This window comes from Clostridium sp. YIM B02569 (assembly GCF_022320765.1).
Taxonomy (GTDB): domain Bacteria; phylum Bacillota; class Clostridia; order Clostridiales; family Clostridiaceae; genus Clostridium; species Clostridium beijerinckii.
This window is the reverse complement of the sequence record NZ_JAKJJX010000009.1, coordinates 64,274-86,474: the sequence shown is the minus strand read 5'-3', so window position 1 is coordinate 86,474 and position 22,201 is coordinate 64,274. Positions and strand designations below refer to the sequence as shown.

Annotated in this window: 19 protein-coding genes; 11 read left to right on the top strand and 8 right to left on the bottom strand. The window is 29.3% G+C overall.

Going from position 1 to position 22,201, the window contains the following annotated elements; translation table 11 throughout:
- Window positions 1-86 precede the first annotated feature (86 nt).
- The 5 genes from argS to L3B96_RS09945 all read left to right on the top strand — a co-directional run bounded on the left by argS (window position 87) and on the right by L3B96_RS09945 (window position 5,384).
- Window positions 87-1,778 carry an arginine--tRNA ligase gene (gene argS / locus L3B96_RS09965; RefSeq protein ID WP_023973482.1) on the top strand — a complete coding sequence of 564 codons (1,692 nt, stop codon included), beginning with the start codon at window positions 87-89 and terminating at the stop codon, window positions 1,776-1,778.
- 131 nt (window positions 1,779-1,909) lie between these two features.
- Window positions 1,910-3,064 carry an AI-2E family transporter gene (locus L3B96_RS09960; protein WP_238860634.1) on the top strand — a complete coding sequence of 385 codons (1,155 nt, stop codon included), beginning with the start codon at window positions 1,910-1,912 and terminating at the stop codon, window positions 3,062-3,064.
- Between the two features lie 29 nt (window positions 3,065-3,093).
- The gene (locus L3B96_RS09955) at window positions 3,094-3,630 is read left to right on the top strand and encodes a nitroreductase family protein (protein ID WP_238860632.1); all 537 of its coding nucleotides are present in this window, start codon (window positions 3,094-3,096) and stop codon (window positions 3,628-3,630) included.
- Between the two features lie 261 nt (window positions 3,631-3,891).
- Window positions 3,892-4,620 (top strand): HAD-IB family hydrolase, encoded by a 729-nt coding sequence (locus tag L3B96_RS09950; RefSeq protein WP_011968365.1) that lies wholly within the window; start codon window positions 3,892-3,894, stop codon window positions 4,618-4,620.
- A gap of 14 nt (window positions 4,621-4,634) precedes the next feature.
- Window positions 4,635-5,384, top strand: a complete 750-nt coding sequence (locus tag L3B96_RS09945; protein ID WP_238860630.1) for a ribonuclease H-like domain-containing protein — start codon at window positions 4,635-4,637, stop codon at window positions 5,382-5,384.
- Between the two features lie 156 nt (window positions 5,385-5,540).
- Here L3B96_RS09945 and L3B96_RS09940 read toward each other — a convergent pair whose 3' ends face one another.
- The gene (locus L3B96_RS09940; protein WP_238860628.1) at window positions 5,541-6,422 is read right to left on the bottom strand and encodes a ComEC/Rec2 family competence protein; all 882 of its coding nucleotides are present in this window, start codon (window positions 6,420-6,422) and stop codon (window positions 5,541-5,543) included.
- A gap of 397 nt (window positions 6,423-6,819) precedes the next feature.
- Here L3B96_RS09940 and L3B96_RS09935 point away from each other — a divergent pair, with 397 nt between their 5' ends.
- Window positions 6,820-8,571 carry a phosphoenolpyruvate carboxykinase gene (locus L3B96_RS09935; RefSeq protein WP_238860626.1) on the top strand — a complete coding sequence of 584 codons (1,752 nt, stop codon included), beginning with the start codon at window positions 6,820-6,822 and terminating at the stop codon, window positions 8,569-8,571.
- Window positions 8,572-8,756: 185 nt separating this feature from the next.
- Here L3B96_RS09935 and L3B96_RS09930 read toward each other — a convergent pair whose 3' ends face one another.
- From L3B96_RS09930 to L3B96_RS09920, 3 genes are all read right to left on the bottom strand, one after another.
- The gene (locus tag L3B96_RS09930; protein ID WP_238860624.1) at window positions 8,757-9,515 is read right to left on the bottom strand and encodes a putative ABC transporter permease; all 759 of its coding nucleotides are present in this window, start codon (window positions 9,513-9,515) and stop codon (window positions 8,757-8,759) included.
- Between the two features lie 219 nt (window positions 9,516-9,734).
- Complete coding sequence (locus L3B96_RS09925; protein WP_011968370.1) at window positions 9,735-9,935, bottom strand: DUF378 domain-containing protein; 201 nt, start codon at window positions 9,933-9,935, stop codon at window positions 9,735-9,737.
- 74 nt (window positions 9,936-10,009) lie between these two features.
- The gene (locus L3B96_RS09920) at window positions 10,010-10,480 is read right to left on the bottom strand and encodes an Lrp/AsnC ligand binding domain-containing protein (protein ID WP_011968371.1); all 471 of its coding nucleotides are present in this window, start codon (window positions 10,478-10,480) and stop codon (window positions 10,010-10,012) included.
- A gap of 248 nt (window positions 10,481-10,728) precedes the next feature.
- Here L3B96_RS09920 and L3B96_RS09915 point away from each other — a divergent pair, with 248 nt between their 5' ends.
- Window positions 10,729-11,049 (top strand): hypothetical protein, encoded by a 321-nt coding sequence (locus tag L3B96_RS09915; protein WP_023973477.1) that lies wholly within the window; start codon window positions 10,729-10,731, stop codon window positions 11,047-11,049.
- A gap of 223 nt (window positions 11,050-11,272) precedes the next feature.
- Here the strand turns inward: L3B96_RS09915 and L3B96_RS09910 are convergent, their stop codons facing one another.
- On the bottom strand, window positions 11,273-12,283 hold the full coding sequence (locus L3B96_RS09910; protein WP_017212753.1) for a CehA/McbA family metallohydrolase: 1,011 nt from the start codon (window positions 12,281-12,283) through the stop codon (window positions 11,273-11,275).
- A 183-nt stretch (window positions 12,284-12,466) separates the two neighbouring features.
- On the opposite strand from L3B96_RS09910, the gene L3B96_RS09905 reads away from it, so the two are divergent.
- Both L3B96_RS09905 and L3B96_RS09900 read left to right on the top strand, forming a co-directional pair.
- Window positions 12,467-12,967: a gamma carbonic anhydrase family protein gene (locus L3B96_RS09905; RefSeq protein WP_026015891.1), complete on the top strand. Its 501-nt coding sequence runs from the start codon at window positions 12,467-12,469 to the stop codon at window positions 12,965-12,967.
- A gap of 208 nt (window positions 12,968-13,175) precedes the next feature.
- Window positions 13,176-14,012 (top strand): S1-like domain-containing RNA-binding protein, encoded by an 837-nt coding sequence (locus L3B96_RS09900; protein WP_011968375.1) that lies wholly within the window; start codon window positions 13,176-13,178, stop codon window positions 14,010-14,012.
- 73 nt (window positions 14,013-14,085) lie between these two features.
- On the opposite strand, the gene L3B96_RS09895 is transcribed toward L3B96_RS09900, so the two are convergent.
- Window positions 14,086-15,501 (bottom strand): spore germination protein, encoded by a 1,416-nt coding sequence (locus tag L3B96_RS09895; RefSeq protein WP_011968376.1) that lies wholly within the window; start codon window positions 15,499-15,501, stop codon window positions 14,086-14,088.
- Between the two features lie 637 nt (window positions 15,502-16,138).
- Between L3B96_RS09895 and asnB the strand changes: the two genes are divergently transcribed.
- Window positions 16,139-17,983 (top strand): asparagine synthase (glutamine-hydrolyzing), encoded by a 1,845-nt coding sequence (gene asnB / locus L3B96_RS09890; protein ID WP_011968377.1) that lies wholly within the window; start codon window positions 16,139-16,141, stop codon window positions 17,981-17,983.
- Between the two features lie 175 nt (window positions 17,984-18,158).
- Here asnB and L3B96_RS09885 read toward each other — a convergent pair whose 3' ends face one another.
- Both L3B96_RS09885 and L3B96_RS09880 read right to left on the bottom strand, forming a co-directional pair.
- Window positions 18,159-18,461, bottom strand: coding sequence for a hypothetical protein (locus tag L3B96_RS09885; RefSeq protein WP_011968378.1), 303 nt, complete (start codon window positions 18,459-18,461; stop codon window positions 18,159-18,161).
- 155 nt (window positions 18,462-18,616) lie between these two features.
- Window positions 18,617-21,229 carry a calcium-translocating P-type ATPase, PMCA-type gene (locus L3B96_RS09880; RefSeq protein ID WP_238860622.1) on the bottom strand — a complete coding sequence of 871 codons (2,613 nt, stop codon included), beginning with the start codon at window positions 21,227-21,229 and terminating at the stop codon, window positions 18,617-18,619.
- Window positions 21,230-21,548: 319 nt separating this feature from the next.
- Between L3B96_RS09880 and L3B96_RS09875 the strand changes: the two genes are divergently transcribed.
- Window positions 21,549-21,968: a YaaR family protein gene (locus L3B96_RS09875; protein WP_238860620.1), complete on the top strand. Its 420-nt coding sequence runs from the start codon at window positions 21,549-21,551 to the stop codon at window positions 21,966-21,968.
- The last annotated feature ends 233 nt before the right edge of the window (window positions 21,969-22,201 follow it).

The following is a 22,201-nucleotide window of genomic DNA, read 5'->3' as shown; positions in this document are numbered from 1 at the left end:
TTTGAGGAAGAATAAAGAAATACATTCTTACAAATTATAAAGCTATTTAATTTATGAAGAGTTTGTCTAAATATAAGGAGGATATTATGGATTATAAAAGTAAAGTTGCAGAACTAATAAAAAAACATGTGGAATTAGAAATTGAAGCTATTGAAAAATTGATTGAAATACCGCCAAAGCCAGAAATGGGAGATTATGCATTTCCATGTTTCCAATTGTCAAAGGTTATGAGAAAAGCTCCAAATATGATAGCAGAAGAATTGAAGAATTCTATGTCAACTGATGGATTTGAAAGAATTGAGAATTTAGGGCCATATGTTAACTTCTTCGTTGATAAAGGAGTATTTGCAGAAAATACGATCAAAAAGGTTTTAGCAGATGGAGAAAATTATGGAGCATCAAATATAGGGGAAGGGAAAACAGTTTGCGTTGAATATTCTTCGCCTAATATAGCAAAACCTTTTCATGTTGGTCACTTATTCACTACAGCTATAGGTAATTCTTTATATAAGATGTTTAAGAAGGAAGGATATAATACTGTAGGATTGAATCACTTGGGAGATTGGGGAACTCAATTTGGTAAGCTTATAAGTGCGTATGATAGATGGGTAGACGAAGAGGCATTAGAAAAGGCTCCAATTGATGAATTACTTAGAATATATGTTAAATTCCACGAAGAGGCTGAAAAAGATCCTTCATTAGAAGATGAAGCAAGAGCAAACTTTAAGGCACTAGAGACTGGTGATGAAAAAGCAACAGCACTTTGGACTAGATTTAGAGAGTTGAGCTTAAAAGAATTTGAAAGAGTTTATAACATTTTAGGAGTTAAATTTGATTCATTAGCTGGAGAAGCATTTTATAATGATAAGATGGATGTTGTTGTTGATGAATTGAAAGAAAAAGGACTTCTTGTAGAAAGTAATGGGGCTCAAGTTGTAATGCTTGAAGAATATAATATGCCACCTTGTATAGTACTTAAAGGTGATGGGGCATCGATATATGCTACAAGAGACTTAGCAGCTGCTATGTATAGAAAGAAAACTTATGATTTTCATAAATGTGTTTATGTAGTTGGAACTCCTCAAGCACTTCACTTCAAACAAGTATTTAAAGTGTTAGAACTTGCAGGACATGAATGGTCTAAAGACTGTGTTCATGTAGGCTTTGGGTTAGTTAAATTTGCAGATAGAAAACTTTCAACTAGAAATGGATCGATTGTTTTACTTGATGATTTACTTCGTGAAGCTGTAGAGAAGACAATGGAAGTTATAAATGAAAAAAATCCAGAACTTGAAAATAAAGAGGAAGTTGCAAAGAAAATTGGTGTCGGAGCGGTAATCTTTACTTATCTTAAAAACTCAAGAGAAAAAGATATTGTTTTTGATTGGAAGGAAATATTATCATTTGATGGAGAAACTGGCCCATATGTTCAATATTCATATGCAAGAGGAAATAGTATATTAAACAGAGGTAAAGAATGTACTGGAACTGTTGACTATAGTAAATTATCTTCAAAAGAAGAATTTGAGTTAGTTAAGAGTATAGCTAACTTTAATAGCGTAATAACTTTAGCCTTAGATAAGTTAGAACCTTCAATATTAACAAGATACGTAATTGAAGTTGCAAAAGGATTTAATAAATTCTATAATGCGCATTCAGTATTGAACTTAGAAGATGAGGATTTAAAAGCTACAAGATTAAACTTAGTTAAAGCAAGTTTACAAGTAATAAAAAATGGATTAGAGTTACTTGGAATAGATGTAGTAGAAAAAATGTAGTTATTTAATATTAAATTTATTATAATTTTTTGAAATAGAGGGGTGTCTTATGTAGCAACCCTCTATTTTTTGACTCATTAATTTCTTTTATATGCCTTAAAAAAGTGATATATGGTATAATTGAAAAAAGCATGGAGAGGGTGTGGAATGAATTGTTTATAAATAGAAATATTAAATATAGGGATATCTTAATATTTGCTTTAATAGGTGTAATTGGATACAAACTTATAGATAATTATAATTTTTTCTTTGATATAGGCAGAAAAGTTTTATCTATTATGTTGCCTTTTATATATGCTATTATTTGTGCTTATATATTAAATCCAGTAGTAAGTTTTTTTGAAAGTAATTTCAAAACTAAAAGAGCAATATCGATATTGATTACATATTTTATAATTATAGCTTTAATTATTATAATATTATTTTTTACGATACCAAGTATAGTAGACAGTATAGTAAATATAACTAAAGAAATGCCGGCCTATGTGGAAATTATACAAAAGTGGATCAATACTCTTCTTCAAAATGAAAGAATAAAGACACTGATTGTACAAGCAGGACTTTTAAATAAGCTACAGGAAATGTCAAGCCAGATAGGAAGTGTAACCATAGGGCTACTACAAAATTTTATTATGTACTTATTATCATTTACATCAAATTTAGTTAGTGTGATTTTTGGCTTTTTAATTTCAATTTATGTTTTAATGGATAAAGAAAAGTTGTTAAAACGTGCTAGAACCATAATATATATGATTTTTAATGAAGAAAAGGGGAATAAGTTAGTTACATTTATTAGAACCTATAATAAAATGATAGGAGTTTATATAGGGATAAAAGCAATTGATTCAGCAATAATAGGTTTTATATCACTTATAGGTCTATTAATTGTTGGGGAACCCTATGCACCACTAATAGCCCTGATAGAAGGGATTACTAATATGATTCCTTATTTTGGACCACTCATTGGTGAAGCAGTCGGTGCAGGAGTTGCAATATTTGTTTCACCTATGAAGACTTTTATGGTGTTTATACTTTTACTTTGTATTCATCTTTTTGATGCTTGGTACCTTGATCCTAAGCTTATAGGAAAAAAGGTTGGAGTCAGTCCATTAGGGATAATATTAGGAGTTGCAATAGGCGGTGGCTTTTGGGGACCTTTTGGAATGCTTCTAGGATCACCTACAATGGCAACCATAAAAATATATTATGAGAAAACAGTAGAGGAGTTTAGAAAAAAGAATCCAGGATTAGTTAAGAAAGAAAGTCTTGGAGAAATTGATTTATAAAAGATTATAAAGAATTTAGGAGAAGTTTTATGAAGGAATTTATTGATTTATTAAATGAACGTCAAAGTTGTAGAAAGTATTTAAATAAACCTGTTGAAAAAGAAAAGTTAGTAAAATGTATTGATGCTGCCAGATTAGCTCCATCAGCATGTAATAGCCAACCATGGCATTTTGTAGTAGTTAATAATAAAGAGCTAGTGCCTAAGGTTTCAGAATGCTTACAGGATGCAGTTATGAATAAATTTACTACAGAATGTCCAGCTTTTATAATAGTGGTGGAGGAAAGTGGAAATTTAACTTCACGAGCTGGAGCATTAATTAAACAGCAGGATTATAGATCTGTTGATATTGGGATTGCAACTGAGCATATATGTTTAGCGGCAACAGAACAAAATTTAGGTACTTGTATTTTAGGTTGGTTTAATGAAAAAGAACTAAAGAAACTTTTAAATATAAATAAATTAAAGCGAATTAGATTAGTAGTGGCTGTTGGATATCCAGAAAATGATAATATAAGAAAAAAAGTGAGAAAGAATATAGATGAAATTCTAACTTTTATAGAATAGTCATGGATAAATTTTAACGACACTATCAATAATAAATATATTTGGTAGTGTTTTTACTTATACAATTTATATGATATATTTCAAAAATAATTCTTTATCATAATTCAAAAAATATTGCAAGAATTTCCGTCGTGATTGTGAATCGTGAAATGTGCATTGTGAATTGCAACATATATATTTAAATTAATCAGATAGATTTTATAAGCTTTTCTGAAATGAAAAAATAAAGTATAATAAATAAGTATAAAAGGATGTGAGTTAATGGCAAATATAGGTGCGTTTTTTGATTTAGATGGAACTTTATACAGAGAAGGACTAATAACAGAAGTATTTAAAAAGATGGTTAAATATGAAATTATAGGTTCAGAAAGATGGTATAATGATTTAAGGCCTTACTTTATGAAGTGGGATAAGAGGCAAGGTGATTATGATCAATATCTGTTGAAAATGATTGATATATATATTGAGTCAATTAAAGGATTACAGAAGTATCAAATGGAATATATAGCTAAGAAAGTTGTAGAACAAAAGGGCGATAGAGTATATACTTTTACGAGGGACAGAATAAAGTGGCATCAAGCTAATAACCATACTCTAATTATAATATCTGGATCGCCTTCAGAACTTGTTGGAGAGATGGCCAAGAAATATGGCTTTACAGATTATATAGGTGCAAAATATATTATAGATGATAAAAATGTATATACAGGGCAAGTTACACCAATGTGGGATAGTAAAAGTAAATCGAAGGCGATAAATGAATTTGTTAAAAAGTATGATATAGATTTAAACGATAGTTATGCATATGGAGATACAGCAGGCGATTATACTATGTTTAAAAATGTAAAACATCCTTATTGTATGAATCCAACTAAAGAACTTTTGCAAAAAGTATTGAAAGATCGAGAATTAATAAAAAGAGTGAATGTTGTTGTTGAAAGAAAGGATGTAATATACAATTTGGACATTGAGGATATACAATTCTTATAGAAAAGAGTGATACTGTGATTATTCGTGAAAATAAGGTGAAGGTTGAAGAATATAGTGAAGAATTTATGATGAAGTCTCTAGATAAAGAATATACACCAGAAGAAATTATCTTCTTTGATTTAGAGCATTATGTATATAAGAAGCCTAAGTGTATTGGAGTATTTGGGGCGTGTGAGTATGATAAGAAAAATAATAATATTCTAGTAACCCAATATATGATTGAAGATAGAGATGAGGCGACACATATATTGTATCTCGCTAAAGAATATTTTATAAAGATGAAACAAAAAGGAAAAAAGGCCATTATCACTTTTTCAGGGAATAATGATTTTTCAGTTATTAATTATCTTTTCAAAGAAAATAATATATATTATAATTTTAGTGAAGAATTTGATTCGATTGATATTCAAAAAGAATATGAAAAGAATAAAAAATTGTCTATTGGGCTTAAAAAGTTAGAAAAAGTTTTTGATATTGTAAGAGAGGGAGAGGTAATCAGCGGATCTAATTTAGCTAAAACTTTTCACAAAGTTATGAAAGATAAAAGCTATTTCAAAAGAATGCCAGAAGAGAAAATTGAAAAAATTCTTCTGTATAATGAGCAGGATGTCATAAATTTATATTATATATATGTAAACTGGAAAAAATATATTTATGAAGATATCATCGAAGAAGCTATCGCTGAAGATGAAGTTGAAGATTTAGAAAATCTAGAAGAAGCGGATGATATTCAAGAAAATTCATTGAGTAATAATTCTAATTAATGACTGCAAAATAAATAAGATAGAAATAAATAATTTAGAAATAATTAAATTTTATTTCTGATTTTTAAATGACTCCAAGTTTTTGGGGTCTATTTTAATGCTTTAATAACAGCTAGGATGCTTTTAATATAATAAAGCATCCCTTTCTGTGTTGATCTATTTTTTTGATATGTTAGAGCCGTCTGAGCAAATGACGATGGTTCCATCTTTATCTGTTCTATAAGTTTTTATATTGCTCTCATCCAATAATTTTGTAGTAATAGCATCAGGATGATTGTATATATTGCCTTTACCTACAGATATAACTGCTATTGAAGGATTAACTTTTTTTAGAAAGTCTTTACTAGTAGAAGTTGAGGATCCGTGATGTCCCACTTTAAGCACATCTGCACTGATATCTTCATTATTATTAAGAATTTCTTTTTCTACTTCCTTTTCGGCGTCACCAGTAAATAAAAAAGAAGTGTTACCATATTGAATTTTTATTACAGGAGAGTAGTTGTTTAAATTATCATAAAAATCCTTATTAGGAGAGAAGACATTTACTTTAGTATTTTCACCTAAGTCAATAGAATTACTATTATTTTTCAATACATGTACCTTTAAATTTTTATCTTTTAAAGCATCTGCCATGTCCTCAAAGCTTTTTGTAGTGGATTCAACTTTTGGAGCATAGAAAGTTCCTATACTATAAGTTTTTATTATATCATCCATATTACCAATATGATCTTCATGTGGATGAGTTGCAATTACATAATCTAATTTATTTAAATTTAGCCCTGATAAATAGTTAAAAAGTTTTCTTCTATCAGATTTAGGTCCAGAATCTATTAAAAGATTTTTGTTATTCACTTGAACGAGAATGCAATCACCTTGGCCTACATCTATATAATGAACAAGTATTTTGTTTGTATCAGCGTTATTAGCTTTATTTGAATTGGATTTTGTAAGGCCACAACTTACTATGGAAAATGAAAATAATAGAATTGCAAGAAAAGTTAATAAATATTTTTTAATATTATACTTATTTTTGTTCATAAAAAAGTTGTCTCCTTGATTATATAGTTTTAATATAATTCTACCATTTAAGGAAATGTAATGGAAACAAAATTATTCTAAATGCAAGCAAAAGAAAAATAAAAAGTTAAAATAAAACACGAACATAATTGTAAAAAGACGATATAATATTCATATAATGAGCTTTTTGAGCTTTTTTATAGCATAGTCAGATAGGGGTGGAGGAATTAACTTTGTTGAATTTTAATTTAAGAAATTTCTTATGAACTCGAATGATTTCTAGATGAAAAAAACTTTAAAATGAAAAATGCAAAGGTTGAATATTGCAAAAAGTATGATATAATTATTTCAATATGTGGAATTTGAAAAGAAAAATGCAATATTTAAATATGAAAAAATTCATATGGGGGGCCATGAAATGAAGAAAGAATTTTCTATGAGTAATGACAAAGTGATGATAAACTTTACAGCAAAGTACTGTAATAGCTTTGAGGCTATACTAGAAAGTGATGGATTTAGACGAATTTTAGAGGTTTATCTAAGAAGAGCTAAAAAGAAAAATTCAGTAGCATACAGATATTTAAGTAAGACATTAGATACAGATAGTCTTATAGACATTAGGAGAGATTTAACTGTAGTAATAAAATATTTAACAGTTATGAGTGTTGAGGAAATTATGGAGATTAGTGACTCATATTCGAAATTATTGGAAGATAGGGACAAGTTTGTAGTATTTATAGAAGATTTCTATTTATTTTGGAGAAAGCTTGAAAGATATACAATAGTTCATAGATATAAGGTTCAACAAGGCCTTGCAGCAGTTAGTTTTACAGAAGCAAATGCTAACTTTTCTACATTAATTCTAAGTTTGTACAGAAAAATTGAACAGCATGTTGCAGGATATCAGCCAAAAGTTTATAGACAAATACCAGCTGGTGGAAATGCCTGCATAATGATTCATGAAATGGAATGGGTAAGACCAAATGGATATGAAGCTTTAGAGGAAGTACCATTTATTGATCATATACTTTTAGAAACACCATTTATAACTTATCCTAAAAAGAATACAAGAGATGGAATGTTCACAGAGATAAAATATAACCCATTAAAGTATGCACAAATAAATAAAGAACATTGGTTTTGTTATCCAGCTAAGATAGGCGGGTTACTTACTTTCATTTATTTCCATAGAGATTTTATGGAACATGGAATAACTTTATGTAATCTGTTCGAGATGGCTAGAAGTGAAGAAACAAGGGGAAGAAAGCCTGATATTATTTATGTGTTTGGAGCTAAAGATAACGATGAAGATCTAAAAACAGTGTTCTTTGATGATGTTCAAAATGATATAATGCTTGGATATGTAAATCATTCAGAAAAGATAGATTATTTTGGGTATATAAAGAAGATGACATTAACATTATACAACTTAATAATGATAAAGAGAGGATATTTGCCAATACATGGTTCAATGGTGAATATTATTTTAAAAAGCGGAGATGAAGCTAATGTTGTTATCATGGGAGATAGCGGAGCTGGTAAATCTGAAAGTTTAGAAGCTTTTCGTAGTTTAAGCGAAGATTATATTTCAGATATGACTATTATCTTTGATGATATGGGAACTTTTAAAATAGAGGATGGATTAATTAATGGATATGGAACTGAGATTGGTGCATTTGTCCGATTGGATGACTTAGATCAAGGATACGCCTTTAAAGAAATGGATAGAAGTATATTTATGAATCCTGATAAGGTCAACGCTAGACTTGTAGTACCAGTAGCATCATATAAGGAAATATCAAAGGGACATCCAATAGACTTTTTCTTCTATGCTAATAACTACGACGGCGTTAATGAAGGAGAAAAGTATTTAGATTACTTTAAAACTCCAGAGGAAGCAATTAAAGTATTTAAAGCAGGTGCTAGAATGGCGAAGGGAACAACAACGGAGAAGGGGTTAGTAGAGTCATTTTTTGCAAATCCATTTGGGCCAGCGCAAAAGCAGGATGAAACAAATATTCTTATAGAAAAATATTTTAAGATAATGTTTGAAAATGGACAAGTGAAAGTTGGACAAATTAGAACTTGTTTAGGTGTAAAAGGGCAAGAAAAAAATGGGCCAAGAAATGCAGCTATAGAATTATTCGATGAAATTAAAGGCATGAAATAAATACTAAGGCACAATCAAATAAATAACAAGTCCAATTGCCAGCCTATTTACCATTATGCTACGTTGGCAAATTGACCCGCTATGAGGGCAATTTGCCGCCTTGTCTAACGAAAAATATCCATGGCAACTTTGGAATTGTTATTTATTTTCATGTGCCTAAAAGAGATTAAGGTAAATACTTTACCTTAATCTCTTTTTAATTTATCTCTTAAAGCCTTAAAAATATTTAAAGATCTATAAGAAATACTTGAAAAGTTTTGTCTTGATTGTCTATTATATAAATTCATTTTTAGCTTACTGAAAAATGATTCAAAGTGTCTAATTCTACCAACAGCTTTTTCTTTTGTAAAGCTCAATAATGAACTTGGTTTATCAAATAAAAAATTAGCTGGCACAAATTGAAATGCAAAAGACATTTTTTCAAATTGCATTAACGAAGCTATAGTTAAACTAAAATCAATAAGATAATAAATAATAATAAAGAAAATAAATACCTCACCAAGTGTTTTGGGAATATTATTGATTATGTTTACCACTATAGGATGTATTATCTTAATTATGCCTACCTCACCAACTCCCCAGAGTAGAGAATAAAGTAAACAAACACGACCATGTATATTAAATGGATCGCCAGTATAATCCCACCATTTTGTCTTAAATGCTTTTTCTAATACAAAACCAGTAATATATTCTAAGACTGTTGTAAAGAAACAGGCTAAGAAGAATAAGGCGAAAATATTATGTTTGTAGTTATCAAGAAAGACTACAAGAAATAAGACACCAAATCCATATATAGGACAAAAGGGACCATATAAAAAGCCTCTATTAACAAACCTACGTTCATTTTTAAAATAATACAAGACTTCGAGGCACCAGCCAGCAAATGAATAGAATACAAAAAAATATATTAAATTATAAAAATTAAAATTTAATACTGTACGCAAATGTATACTAACCTCCTAGTAAAATATAAGTATTAATAATTTATTCCATTATATATCAAAACATAGCTAAAGAAATATTAATTTTACATTAAAAATTTCTTATCACTATGTATAAAGCTTAAGTATAAATAAATATTATATTGAGATTAGCAGCTATAGAATTAGCGTTTAAGTCATTTTTATTTTAACAAATATAATATTAATATTTATTATGCTGCATTATACTCTAGATCTTTCTTGAACGAAAAAAGAGATAGAATATAAACTGGCAATTCCAACTAAACAATAAATTATTGTAGATAACATTGAAAAACTTCCAAAAAGGAAATCTACTAAGTTAAATCTAAAAAAACCTATTAAGCCCCAATTAATGCCGCCTATAATTATAAGGGCAAGTGAAATTGAATTTAAAATTTTCATAAAAAACACACTCCTTATTATAAGATACCTTTAGTATGTATATAAAAATGTGTTTTTATTCTATTTTTTTATAATTATTCTAATGATATATTTCTGTCTATAGGTTGAGATAGAGAAATAAATGTATCAGTTCTTTGTACTCCATCAATGTTATTTATCTTGTTAAGTAAAACATTCTGCAAATCTAAAATATTAGCACATACAACTTTAGCAAACATAGAATAATCACCAGTAGTTAAATGCAATTCAACTACTTCCTTTATGTTTGACATTTGGTCAAATACATAGTTAAAAGAAGATGTTTTATCAACATAGATACCTACAAAACAACATACATCGTATCCTAGCTTAGGAAGGTTTAAAATTATTCTAGAACCTTTTATTATTCCTAGATCTTCCATTTTCTTCATTCTTACATGAATAGTACCACCGCTTACGTGGCATATTCTGGCAATCTCCAAGTAAGGAGTTCTACAATCTTTTATTAATAAGTCAAGTATTTGTAAATCTAATTCATCTAAATGATTATTTGAAATTAAATTCATTATATCACCTCATATCTTTTATATCATATACTTTTTCTATTTTATCAAATATACGCGAATAATTAAAGATAAAACTATAAATTTGTTAAAAAAAAATTATAATATTGATATTTTAATAAAAATTATTACTTTTTGATTATAATGTATACTGATGAAATCAACACCAATTAAAAGGAATGCTTGATAATAGTTTATATATAAATTATCATTAACCATATAGACTTTTTTATAGGAGGATATGTGAGTAGATGAATCTTTTTACATCAATTATTTTATTTGTAGTAATGCTTCTTGTTATATTTGTAGCTTATGCATTATGCAAAAAATTTATATTTGGTAAAGTGCGTATAAATAAGTGGATACCTTTAGCGATAGCTGCAGTATTATTTGCGGCCCAAATATTCGTAGGTGCATCAAATACTTATATTTCAAGTGGATTATCTATTTTTGCAGTTCTATTTTTCTTATGGTTCATGGATATTACACAAAGAGGCGGACTTAAGAAAAAAGAAAAGCAAATAGTGATTAAGCCAAAAGCTAAACCAAATAGAGTTAAAAAAAATAAATAGAAACATAGAAAAGAAATAGAATGTATGATTTATAACAATGTAAATGTTTTGAAATTATATATTCTATTTCTTTTTATATGAATTATTTTTTTAAGAATATATATGCGTTGCAAAAAATCTTCATCATAATTCTAAAAATATTGCAAGAATTTTAGCTGTAATTGTGCATAGTGAATTATGAATTGCTAATTGCAACATATATATTTTAAGTATATAAACAATATTATTCTTGACCTCTAAAAATGGGAGAACTAATAGCGATTTTGTTATTATCCAGTGCTATTTTTATTACATACCACAACTCAGTTTTTAAGGGCTCGTGAGAATACAAGTATTTTACTTTATTTAAATTCAAGTTAGATATTTTTTTTATTATAGTCCCACCAGTAGATATTATATCAATTTCTAATATTTTGTGATTAGGATCATGGGCAAAAATTGAAAATTGTAAATTATCATCTTCCATAGGTATAATATCGCCCATAAATTCATTATTTATTGTAAAGTACATAGTTAAAGTTCTGGATTCTGTTGAATAAGTGTGTCGTTTTCTAAAAGCGTCGACTAGAGACTGAGTTGTAAGCTCTTCTGCAATTATACATGTTAAATTTTCATCGTCACCAAAGTTTAATCTATGATTATCCTGACCATTGATTGCGCCTAGTTTCCAGTTTTTATCGAGTAAATGGTAATAATATTTTTCATATCTTAAATACTTGTTTGGATAAGATCCATTTCCAACTTCTATTGAAGTTATTAGTTTATTTAAAATAGAGTTGTATTCTAAATATGTTATTGTTTTGTGGGGATGGTTAATTGAAATAAATGCATTAGGATTATTAAGCATCCATAAAACTAATAGTTGCATATTATTTACTGTTCCAGTAAAGAACCTGTTTGGATTTACTACATTAATGTCTCCAAACGGATTAGTTTTGCTTTCAAAACCAACCACAGCTAAAAAGTTTTCATGTTTTTTATTATAACGAACAGTTAAATATTTTAGCGCATCCCATCTACTTAGCTCAGAGCTTTTTACTTTTATTGTTTTTGTTAAATGATTATTATGGTCTGTTAAAATAAGGAAATTAAGGCCATTATGTCGTGCATAATCAAATGCTTCAATTGGAGTTCCATGTCCAGTGGAAAAATTGCAATGAGCATGAGGAATTCCATAGTAAAAATTCAGATCATCTATATTAAGCTTATTTTTAGGTGATTTTTTTTTCCCCAAAGTTATTACCTCTAAAAATTATTTATAGTATATATATATTGCAATGCACAATGCACAATTCACAATTAATAATTAATTATGGTTTAAATTATTATTTTATTTCGTATTTCTAAAGTGAGCAAAATAATGACAATAAGTGAATGTAATGTTAAAATAACCTTAGTGTTTAGTGAGGTGATTGTTATGGTGAAAATTTATAAAGACAAAAAACCTGTTTTGGATAGCGATATTTATATTTCAGAAACTGCAGTAATTATTGGAGACGTAACACTTAAGAAAAATGCGAATATATGGTTTGGTGCTGTTATAAGAGGTGATGAAGCATCAATAACTATAGGAGAGAATACAAACATCCAAGAAAATTGTGTGGTACATGTTGATTATGGATATAATACAGTTATAGGAGATGGTTGTACTATAGGGCATGGCGCAATAATCCATGGATGCACCATTAAAAATAATGTTTTAGTAGGTATGGGATCAATAATATTAAATGGAGCAAAAATAGGCAATAATACAATTATAGGAGCAGGAAGTTTAATAACTCAAAATAAAGAATTTGAAGATGGCGTTTTGATACTTGGAAATCCAGCAAAAGTGATACGAAAGTTAACACAAGAAGAAATTGAAGGAATTAAGAAATCATATATAAGTTATCTGGAATTGAGTAAAGATTTCAAGTAATTTAGATTTAACATGTTTTATATAAAGAAAAGATACGAGTTATTATCATATTGTGTAGTAATAAATTTACATTCAAGGTTCTAGTAATGTGAGTACCAAATTGAGGATAGCAATGTAGAAAGTTAATTTCAATATATAGAATGATCAAGAAAAGTAATAAAGAAGATAACATCGATTAAGTTGTTATGATTAATGGAGGAAATTAAAAATGATATCAGTAGGGCAATATAGTAAATTAAAAGTAAGTAAAAAAGTAGACTTTGGATATTATCTTGAAGATAATTTTGGTGATGAGGTCTTACTTCCAAACAGTGCGGCAAAGGGACATGAAATAAAAGAAGGCGACCAATTAGAAGTATTCATTTATAGAGATTCAAAGGATAGGATGATTTCAACTCTAAAAAAACCATTATTAACAGTTGGAGAGATTGGTTATCTAGAAGTTGTAAGCCAAAATAATATTGGGGCATTCGTAAACTTTGGGCTTGAAAGAGACTTATTCGTCCCATTAAAAGAGCAAAGTTACAAGCTTAAAGAAGGAAAAAAATATCTATTTTATATGTATGTAGATAAAACTGATAGATTAGCGGCAACTACTAGAATACACTCTTATTTAGATATAGCAGAAGAAGGTAAATATAAAGTTTCTGATGAAGTAAATGCTATAGTTTATGAAATAAATGAGAATGCGACCTTAAATGTTGCAATAGATGGTGAATATAGAGGGTTAATATTAGCCAATGAACATTTTGAGTACATATATCCTGGACAGGAAATAAAGGGAAGAGTTAAGAGGATTTATGAAGATGGGACTATTGGAGTTACAACGAGAAAGAAAAGGTTAGAAGCAAGAAGTGAATTAAGTGAAACAATACTTAATTATTTAAAAGCAAATGGTGGATTTATGCCTTATAATGATAAATCGTCACCTGATGATATAAAGAGAGAATTTAATACAAGTAAAAATTATTTTAAAATGACATTAGGCGGGCTAATGAGAGAGAAACTAATTACACAGGATAAAGAGGGAACTAGGTTATTGTAATAATATACCTATATAAGAAAATGAGATATTTAAAATGCTTAATTCTAAATATCTCACTTTTTATTTATGGAAATTATTGCACATCGTTTGATATTCGTGTTCTGAATAATAAATTTTTAAGAGCTTTCCAGTTAAATGGAATTAAAGGATAGAAATATTTATCACCAGCTATTGTTTTTGTACTTGCCATAACTATTAGAATAAATATAATACCACCTATAAAGCCCCAGAAACCAAAGAATCCACAAAGTATAAGTAAAATCATCCTTGCAAATTTTAAAGCAAAATTCATTTCTATGCTAGGTTGAGTAAAGTCTCCTATGGTAACGATGGACATATATAATATAGACTGAGGAATAAACCAGCCTGTTTTTACAGCGTAATCACCAAGGATTAAACCACCAATCAAAGACATTGCACTTCCAAGTGGGCTTGGAGTATTTAAACCAGCCAGCTTTAATATATCAACAGCAAATTCTAAAAGCATGAATTGACCGAGCAGAGGCAAAGCAAATTCCTCTTGCGGTTTCAAGAAGTCAAAATAACTCGGTATAAAAATATTCCCATTTACAATCATCAAATAGACTGGAGTTAATAATATTGTCGCTAACATTACGAAATTTCTAACAATTCTTAGGTAGTTTCCAGTGAATAAAGGGAAATAATAATCATTTATATCTTGTAAAAAATCGAAAATTCCTGTTGGGAGAATTATTACGTTTGGAGAATTATCCACAATAATAATTATTTTTCCTTCAACTATATGTGCAGCAGCCACATCAGGCCTTTCGGTAAATCTTACCTTTGGAAATGGATTAAGCCAATTTTTTGTGCACATTACATCAACTAAACTTTGGTCAGAAAGCGTTAAAGCTTTTATATCTACTTTTGATATGCTATCAATTATTAAATCAAGAACTTTTTTATCTGCTACTCCATCTATATACGCGATACATACATCTGTTTTTGAGACATTACCAACTTGATGTATATCAAAAACTAATCTAGGATCTCTTATTCTTCTTCTAATGAAACCAGCATTAAATACTAACTTTTCAATGAAGCCATCTCTTCCACCTCTTAAAGTTTTTTCCTTTTCAGGTTTTGATGAATCTGAACCTGGATAAGTACGCAAATCTAAGAGTATAAATGAATCATAGCCATCAACATACATTATTGTTTGGCCAGATAATAACGCGATTAAAATTTTGTCTAAATCAGTTTCAGTTTTAACGGATACGTGTGAGACTTTATTGTTGATAAAGTCATCAATTGTTTTGTATGAATTCATTGTTTCAGGTGTTATCTTAAAGAAAGATTTTAATATTTCCTCCATGATAGCATCTTTAATAAAACCATTCAGAAAATATAAAACAGAGCTTCTTCCCCCAACAATGAAGTTTCGTTCAACGATATCGAAACTTTTATCTACAACTAAATTTGAATGAATTAAGTCAATATTTGCTTGGTAATTGTTTGCAACATTCAATTATTTTACCTTCTCTCTCTATTTAAATATACATATCTAGTATGTTACAGATAAGAAATAGTATTCATGTTTATCAAATATATAAGTTTATAATTCTTTATACAATTATTAGAGGGAGAAGTTTTTTTAATGCTATTTCACTTTTATAGGTGATGCATTTCTCATAAATATGAAAAGTTTTTTGGGTATAGTGCACTTTTTGTACGCAAAGTTTTTAACTGTACTTGATAAGTTCCTAATTGTGGTTCGAACTTTTTTTGTGTGAAATGATATTGGTTGAACTGTGTGCTCTCTTTAAAGGAGTATACTTTTTTCAGAAGTGAAAAGATATTAACTGTGATTAATAAGTTCCTAATTGTGCTGTCGCACTCTTTTTAGATGTGAAATGATCGTAATTGCACTTCGTGCTCTTTTTAACTGTGAAAGGATCCTAAATGCACTTTGTGCTCTTTTTAGCTGTGCGTACTTTTTTCAAATGTGTAAAGATCTTAATGTGCTGTCGCACCTTCTTCAAAGCTGAAAAGATCTTAATTGTGCTGTCGCACTTTTTTTAAAGTAAAAAGTTCTTAATGTGCTATCGCACTTTTTTCAAATGTGCATATTTTAATAGTATCAATACTATTAGAAGGTGAAATGGATGTGCGGAATTGCTGGATTAGTAAATTTTAAAAAGAATATAGTACAAGATAAAGATATATTAAATAATATGATAAAGACTTTGGAGAAGAGGGGACCTGATGCAAAAGGATATTATATATCTCCAAATGTTTTATTAGGCCATAGAAGGCTTATAGTTGTAGATCCAGAAGGTGGATTGCAACCTATGACTAAAATATTTGAGGGTAAGAAATACACATTGGTTTATAATGGTGAGCTATATAATACTGAGGATTTAAGAAAAGAATTAAAGGCTAAAGGATTTACTTTTGATTCTTATTCAGATACTGAAGTATTGCTTACATCGTATATTTGTTGGGGGAAGGACTGTGTAAATAAGCTTATAGGTATATTTGCATTTGGAGTTTTTGATGAAGATAAAAGAGAAGTTTTTTTAGCTAGAGATCAAATGGGGGTTAAGCCATTATTCTATACTGTTCATGATAATACCCTTGTTTTTGGTTCTGAGATAAAAACTCTTTTAGCAGATCCAAGAGTTAAAAGAGAAATTGATATGGAAGGATTAACTGAAATATTTGGGCTTGGACCTGCGACAATACCAGGAAGCGGAGTATTTAAGAATATAAAAGAAATTGCACCAGCCAACTGTTTATTAGTTTCAGGTGATGGAAACATTAAAAAGTGGGAATATTGGACAGTTGAAGCAAAAGAATTTCATGAAACAGCAGAAGAAGCGATAGTTCATGCGAGAGAATTATTAATAGATGCAGTAAAGAGACAATTAGTTGGAGATGTACCTGTTTGTACATTCCTATCAGGGGGATTAGACTCCTCAATTATATCAGCAATAGCTGCTGAGGAATTTAGAAAACAGGGAAAGAAGCTTACTACTTATGCGATTAATTATGAAGACAATGAAAAGTATTTTAAAGCGTCATTATTTCAACCGACATCAGATGAATACTGGTCAGAAGAAATGGCAAAGTTTATAAATAGTGATCATAGAAAAGTAGTTTTGAATCATTCAGATTTAGCAGCTGCATTAAGAGATGCTGTGATATCAAGAGATTTACCTGGTATGGCAGATATCGATTCATCAATGCTTCTATTTTGCAAAGAAATTCGTAAAGACTTTGTAGTTGGACTTACAGGAGAGTGTGCTGATGAAATCTTTGGGGGATATCCTTGGTTTACAAGGGATGAAATGTTCTATTTAGATACATTCCCATGGTCAAGGTTTGTTAATGATAGAAAGGCTATAGTTAATAAGAAATTAAAAAATATGCCGCTAGAGGAATTAGTTAGAACTCAATATGAAAAATCTCTAAGTAAAGTCCCTCATCTTGATGGGGAGAGTAAGAGAGATTATAGGATGAGGGAAGTGTCATATTTAAATCTAAAATGGTTCATGGTTCAGCTTCTTACAAGAAAAGATAGGACTAGTATGTATAATGGATTAGAAGCAAGAGTTCCATTTGCCGACATTAGATTGGTTGATTATGCGTTCAACTTGCCAGCTGATGTAAAATTATATAAAGGCAGAGAAAAAGGATTATTAAGAGCAGCCTTTGAAGGAATATTGCCAAATGACATTATATACAGAAAGAAGAGTCCTTATCCTAAGACACATAATCCAGTTTATACAGACATTGTATGTAAGATGATAACTGAGATTTTAGATAAGAAATCTTCACCAATTCATGAAATCATTGATGAAAAGGTAGTTAGAGAGATAATACTCACAAAAGGAGAATCATATAAAGCTCCATGGTATGGGCAGCTAATGACTGGACCACAATTGCTTGCTTTCTTGATTCAAGTAAATATTTGGCTTGAAGAATATAATGTTAATCTACTAATTTAATTTTCAATTCATAATTCACAATTATGGGTAAGCTACTTTGGAGTTTTAAAAATATATATCTAAAAATTTAATTGTGAATTGTGAATTGTGAATTGTGAATTGTGAATTGTGAATTGTGAATTGTGAATTGTGAATTGTGAATTAAAAAAGTTCTGCCTTCCAGCAGAACTTTTTTCTAGATATATTTGAACTTTACAGATATTTCTTTAATTTCACCTTTTGAATTTTTTCTAATTGAAAATTGTTTTATGTCTTTAAAATCATTTTCTAATTGATAAGTTAATTCTGTAATAGTAGCTTTAGCTTTCTTAGTTAAACCACCATCTTCAATAATTTCAAATCTTGATTTTCTGCAAGTTGTTTCATCATTTTTATCATCAATAATTACATAATATTCAGGTGCTTCTTCTATGACCACATATTCCTTATTTAAAGTTAAAGTTGAACAAAGATCATTATCTATACATTTTATTATCATTTTAATACCTCCTAAATCCCTTTTATATGATAGATTGTACTATAGATATTATCTTGTTTCAACTATAATTAAAAAGATAAAAAAAGTTTGTCAATATTCATAAAAATTGATCATTAAAATATTGTAATAAATGTAATGTTTTAATTACCTTATGCTTATCTATGATATTTAATTAACTTAAATATTTCGTTAAGCAAGAATGGGATTAAAGAAATACATATGACTAGAAGCCAATCTCTGGCACTTAAAATAAATACATTAAATACATCAGCGAAGAATGGAATTATAATTATTAAAAATTGAATACACATACCAAGTAGAATTGATAGCAATAAATATTTGTTTGTGAAGAGTCCAACCTTTAAAAGAGATTTTTCTCTGCTTCGCATAGAGAGTGAAAAAAATAATTGGGAAAAACTTAAAACTACAAAAGCTAAAGTTTGAGCATGAACTAGGGAGCTCATATACAATCTTTCACCAAGAAGAAAAGCAGCTAATGTTACACCACCAATTAGTACACCATTTAAAGCCAGAAATAACCCCATGTGTTCTGCAAAAAGTGATTCTTTTGGATTTCTAGGTGGATGCTCCATTACGCTTGGATCCTTTGGATCTATACCAAGAGAAAGAGCAGGAAAACTGTCTGTTATTAAATTCACCCATAAAATATGAATTGGTAATAATGGTGGATCAAAATTTAATAGAATAGCTACAAATAAAGAAACTATTTCGCCCAAGTTACAGGACAATAAGAATATTATAGCTTTTCTTATATTTGCATAAATATTTCTTCCTTCCTCTACAGCTTTTACTATTGTGGTAAAGTTGTCGTCAGTTAAAATCATATCAGCAGCACCTTTAGCGACGTCAGTCCCTGTAATACCCATAGCAACACCTATATCAGCAGCCTTTAAAGATGGAGCGTCGTTAACGCCATCACCAGTCATAGATACAATATTCCCATGGAATTTAAATGCTTTTACAATCTTAACTTTATTTTCTGGAGAAACTCTAGCAAATACCTTATAATTGTTAACTATTTTATTAAATTCTTCATCGCTATAGCTATCAATTTCAGCGCCAGTCATGCATTCATTTATACTATTTGCAATTCCAAGTTCACTAGCAATTGCAAAAGCAGTATTTTTATGATCTCCAGTTATCATAATAGGAGTTATTCCAGCTTGCTTACATAAAGCAATTGATGGTTTAACTTCCTCTCTAGGAGGATCTATCATTCCCATTAATCCTACGAAAGTTAAATCTTTTTCGAGAGAATCTATGCTGACGCTTTCATCCTTTATGTCTTTATAGCTTAAACCGAGGACTCTTAAGGCTTCGTCAGACATTAGATTAGATATTTTTAGGATTTCATCCTTTTTTTCTTGTGTGAAATCAATTATTTCTCCATTTAATAAGATTTTGTTTGAAAGTTTAAGTAAATTATCAATAGCTCCTTTTGTGAAGACTTTAAAATGTGAATCATATTTATTTACTGTAGTCATAAGCTTTCTATCGGAGTCAAAAGGAATTTCATCAACCCTTGAGTGATCTGTGCTTAAATCTTCTTTATATAAGTCATACTTGATTCCAGCATCAAGCAAAGCAATTTCAGTAGGATCTCCTGTTTTACTACCATCTTTTGAAGTAGCATCATTGCATAAAATCATTCCTTCAAACAACAATTTGGTATCATTATCACCTAGATCGCAATTATCAATAGATACAAGTTTATTATTTATACAGCATTTTTTTATTGTCATTACATTTAAAGTTAAGGTTCCAGTTTTGTCAGAGCATATTATATTAACAGAGCCTAAAGTTTCAACGGCTGGAAGTTTTTTTACTATAGAATTTTGCTTTATCATTCGCTGTACACCCATTGCTAGTACTATTGCAACAATTGCTGGAAGGCCCTCGGGAATTGCAGCAACAGCTAAACTTATAGCTGTTAAAAGCATTTCGAACCAATCTCGTCCTTGAAACATTGATATGACAAAGATTAACACGCAAATACCTACAGCTCCAAAGCCTAAAGTTTTTCCAAGAGATGCAAGTCTTCGCTGCAATGGAGTCGTATTGTCTTCCTCTTTATTTAGCATATCAGCTATTTTTCCTATTTGTGTATTCATTCCAGTATTTACAACGACACCAGTTCCGCGTCCGTAAGTCACTAAAGTGGACATAAAGGCCATATTTATCATATCACCTATAGGTATATTGCCATTTGCAAGGGTAACATTACTATCTTTTTCAGCAGGGACTGATTCGCCAGTAAATGCTGACTCATCTATTTTTAAATTAGCACTTTCAATTAATCGTAAATCAGCAGGGAGATATCTTCCTGCATCTAGTACAATAATGTCACCCACAACAACTTCTTCAGAAGGTATTTCTTTTATAATACCATCTCGCTTAACTATGGCTTTTGGGGTAGATAATTTTTTTAATGCTTCGAGAGATTTTTCAGCCTTAGATTCTTGAAATACCCCTATTAGGGCATTTATTAAAATTACAAGCAGTATCACGATTGTGTCACTATATTCGTGCATAAATGCAGAAATAATTGCTGCAACTAAAAGTATATAAATCATAACATCGTTTATTTGAGATAAGAATAGCTGCCAAAGGCTCTTTTTGCTTTGAGAAGCTAATTTGTTTTCTCCATATTTTTCAAGGCGCTCTTTTGCCTCTGATTCGGAAAGCCCAACATCAGGATTAACATTTAATTTTTGCAGAACTTCTTGTGAAGGTGCATCAAACCACATGGATAACATCACTCCATTCATAATTTAGTATATACATATATATATTAGAGGTTTAATGAATTTATATACATGGGAAAAAATGAAATATACATATCAAAATCAAATATTAAGTAGAGAAAATAACTGGATTTTGATATAATTAATTATATATATTGCAAAAATAATTATTCATAATCATTTTAAAGACATTGCAAGAATTTTATCTTTAATTGTGAAATGTGAATTGCAACATATGTACAATAGAGCGTAATTAGCTATTTTTAGAGTTTTAAACTTTTAGATAAACTTTATTTTTGAGTTAAGAAAGGATTGAATATACATGGAGATTGGTAGAGTGCGAAGAGGTACCGTAACTTCTGAGAGAAAAATTGTTCCTGAAAAAAAGGATTTTTCCCAAAGTTTTAGTCAGGAAAGACATAAAAAATCAGAAGAACAACTCAAAAAAATGATAGATGACATAAAAAAAAGGGGTAACAGGCTCGTAACTACTAAGACTTATGTTGATGTAGTTATGTACAAGAAGATGATAAAAGAATATTTAGAATCGATACTAAAGTTCATGTATGAGACTAAAAAAGATATTAGCTTTTGGCAGACTCAGTATTTCGTAACGGTTGATACTGTTGATGGAAAACTTGAAGAATTAACAAAAGCACTCCTTTCTGATGAAAAAGATAATATAAATATAGCGTCAACAATTGATGAAATTCAAGGGATGATTGTTGATATATATAGATAATAAATGATATACGTGTTGCAATAACATATTCACATTTACAAGGCTATTAAGTTAATCGTTCAATCAAGATGGGAATGTGGAAATCTAATTTCAGTAAGCATATAAATGTATATTTTTTATAAATAGAAATATATTAGAACATGTTTAATAATTATTCTACATGTTCTTTTGTCGTTTTTAATCTTTATTGAAATTATATATAGATACCCCAATTAAGACCCGAACTCATGCAT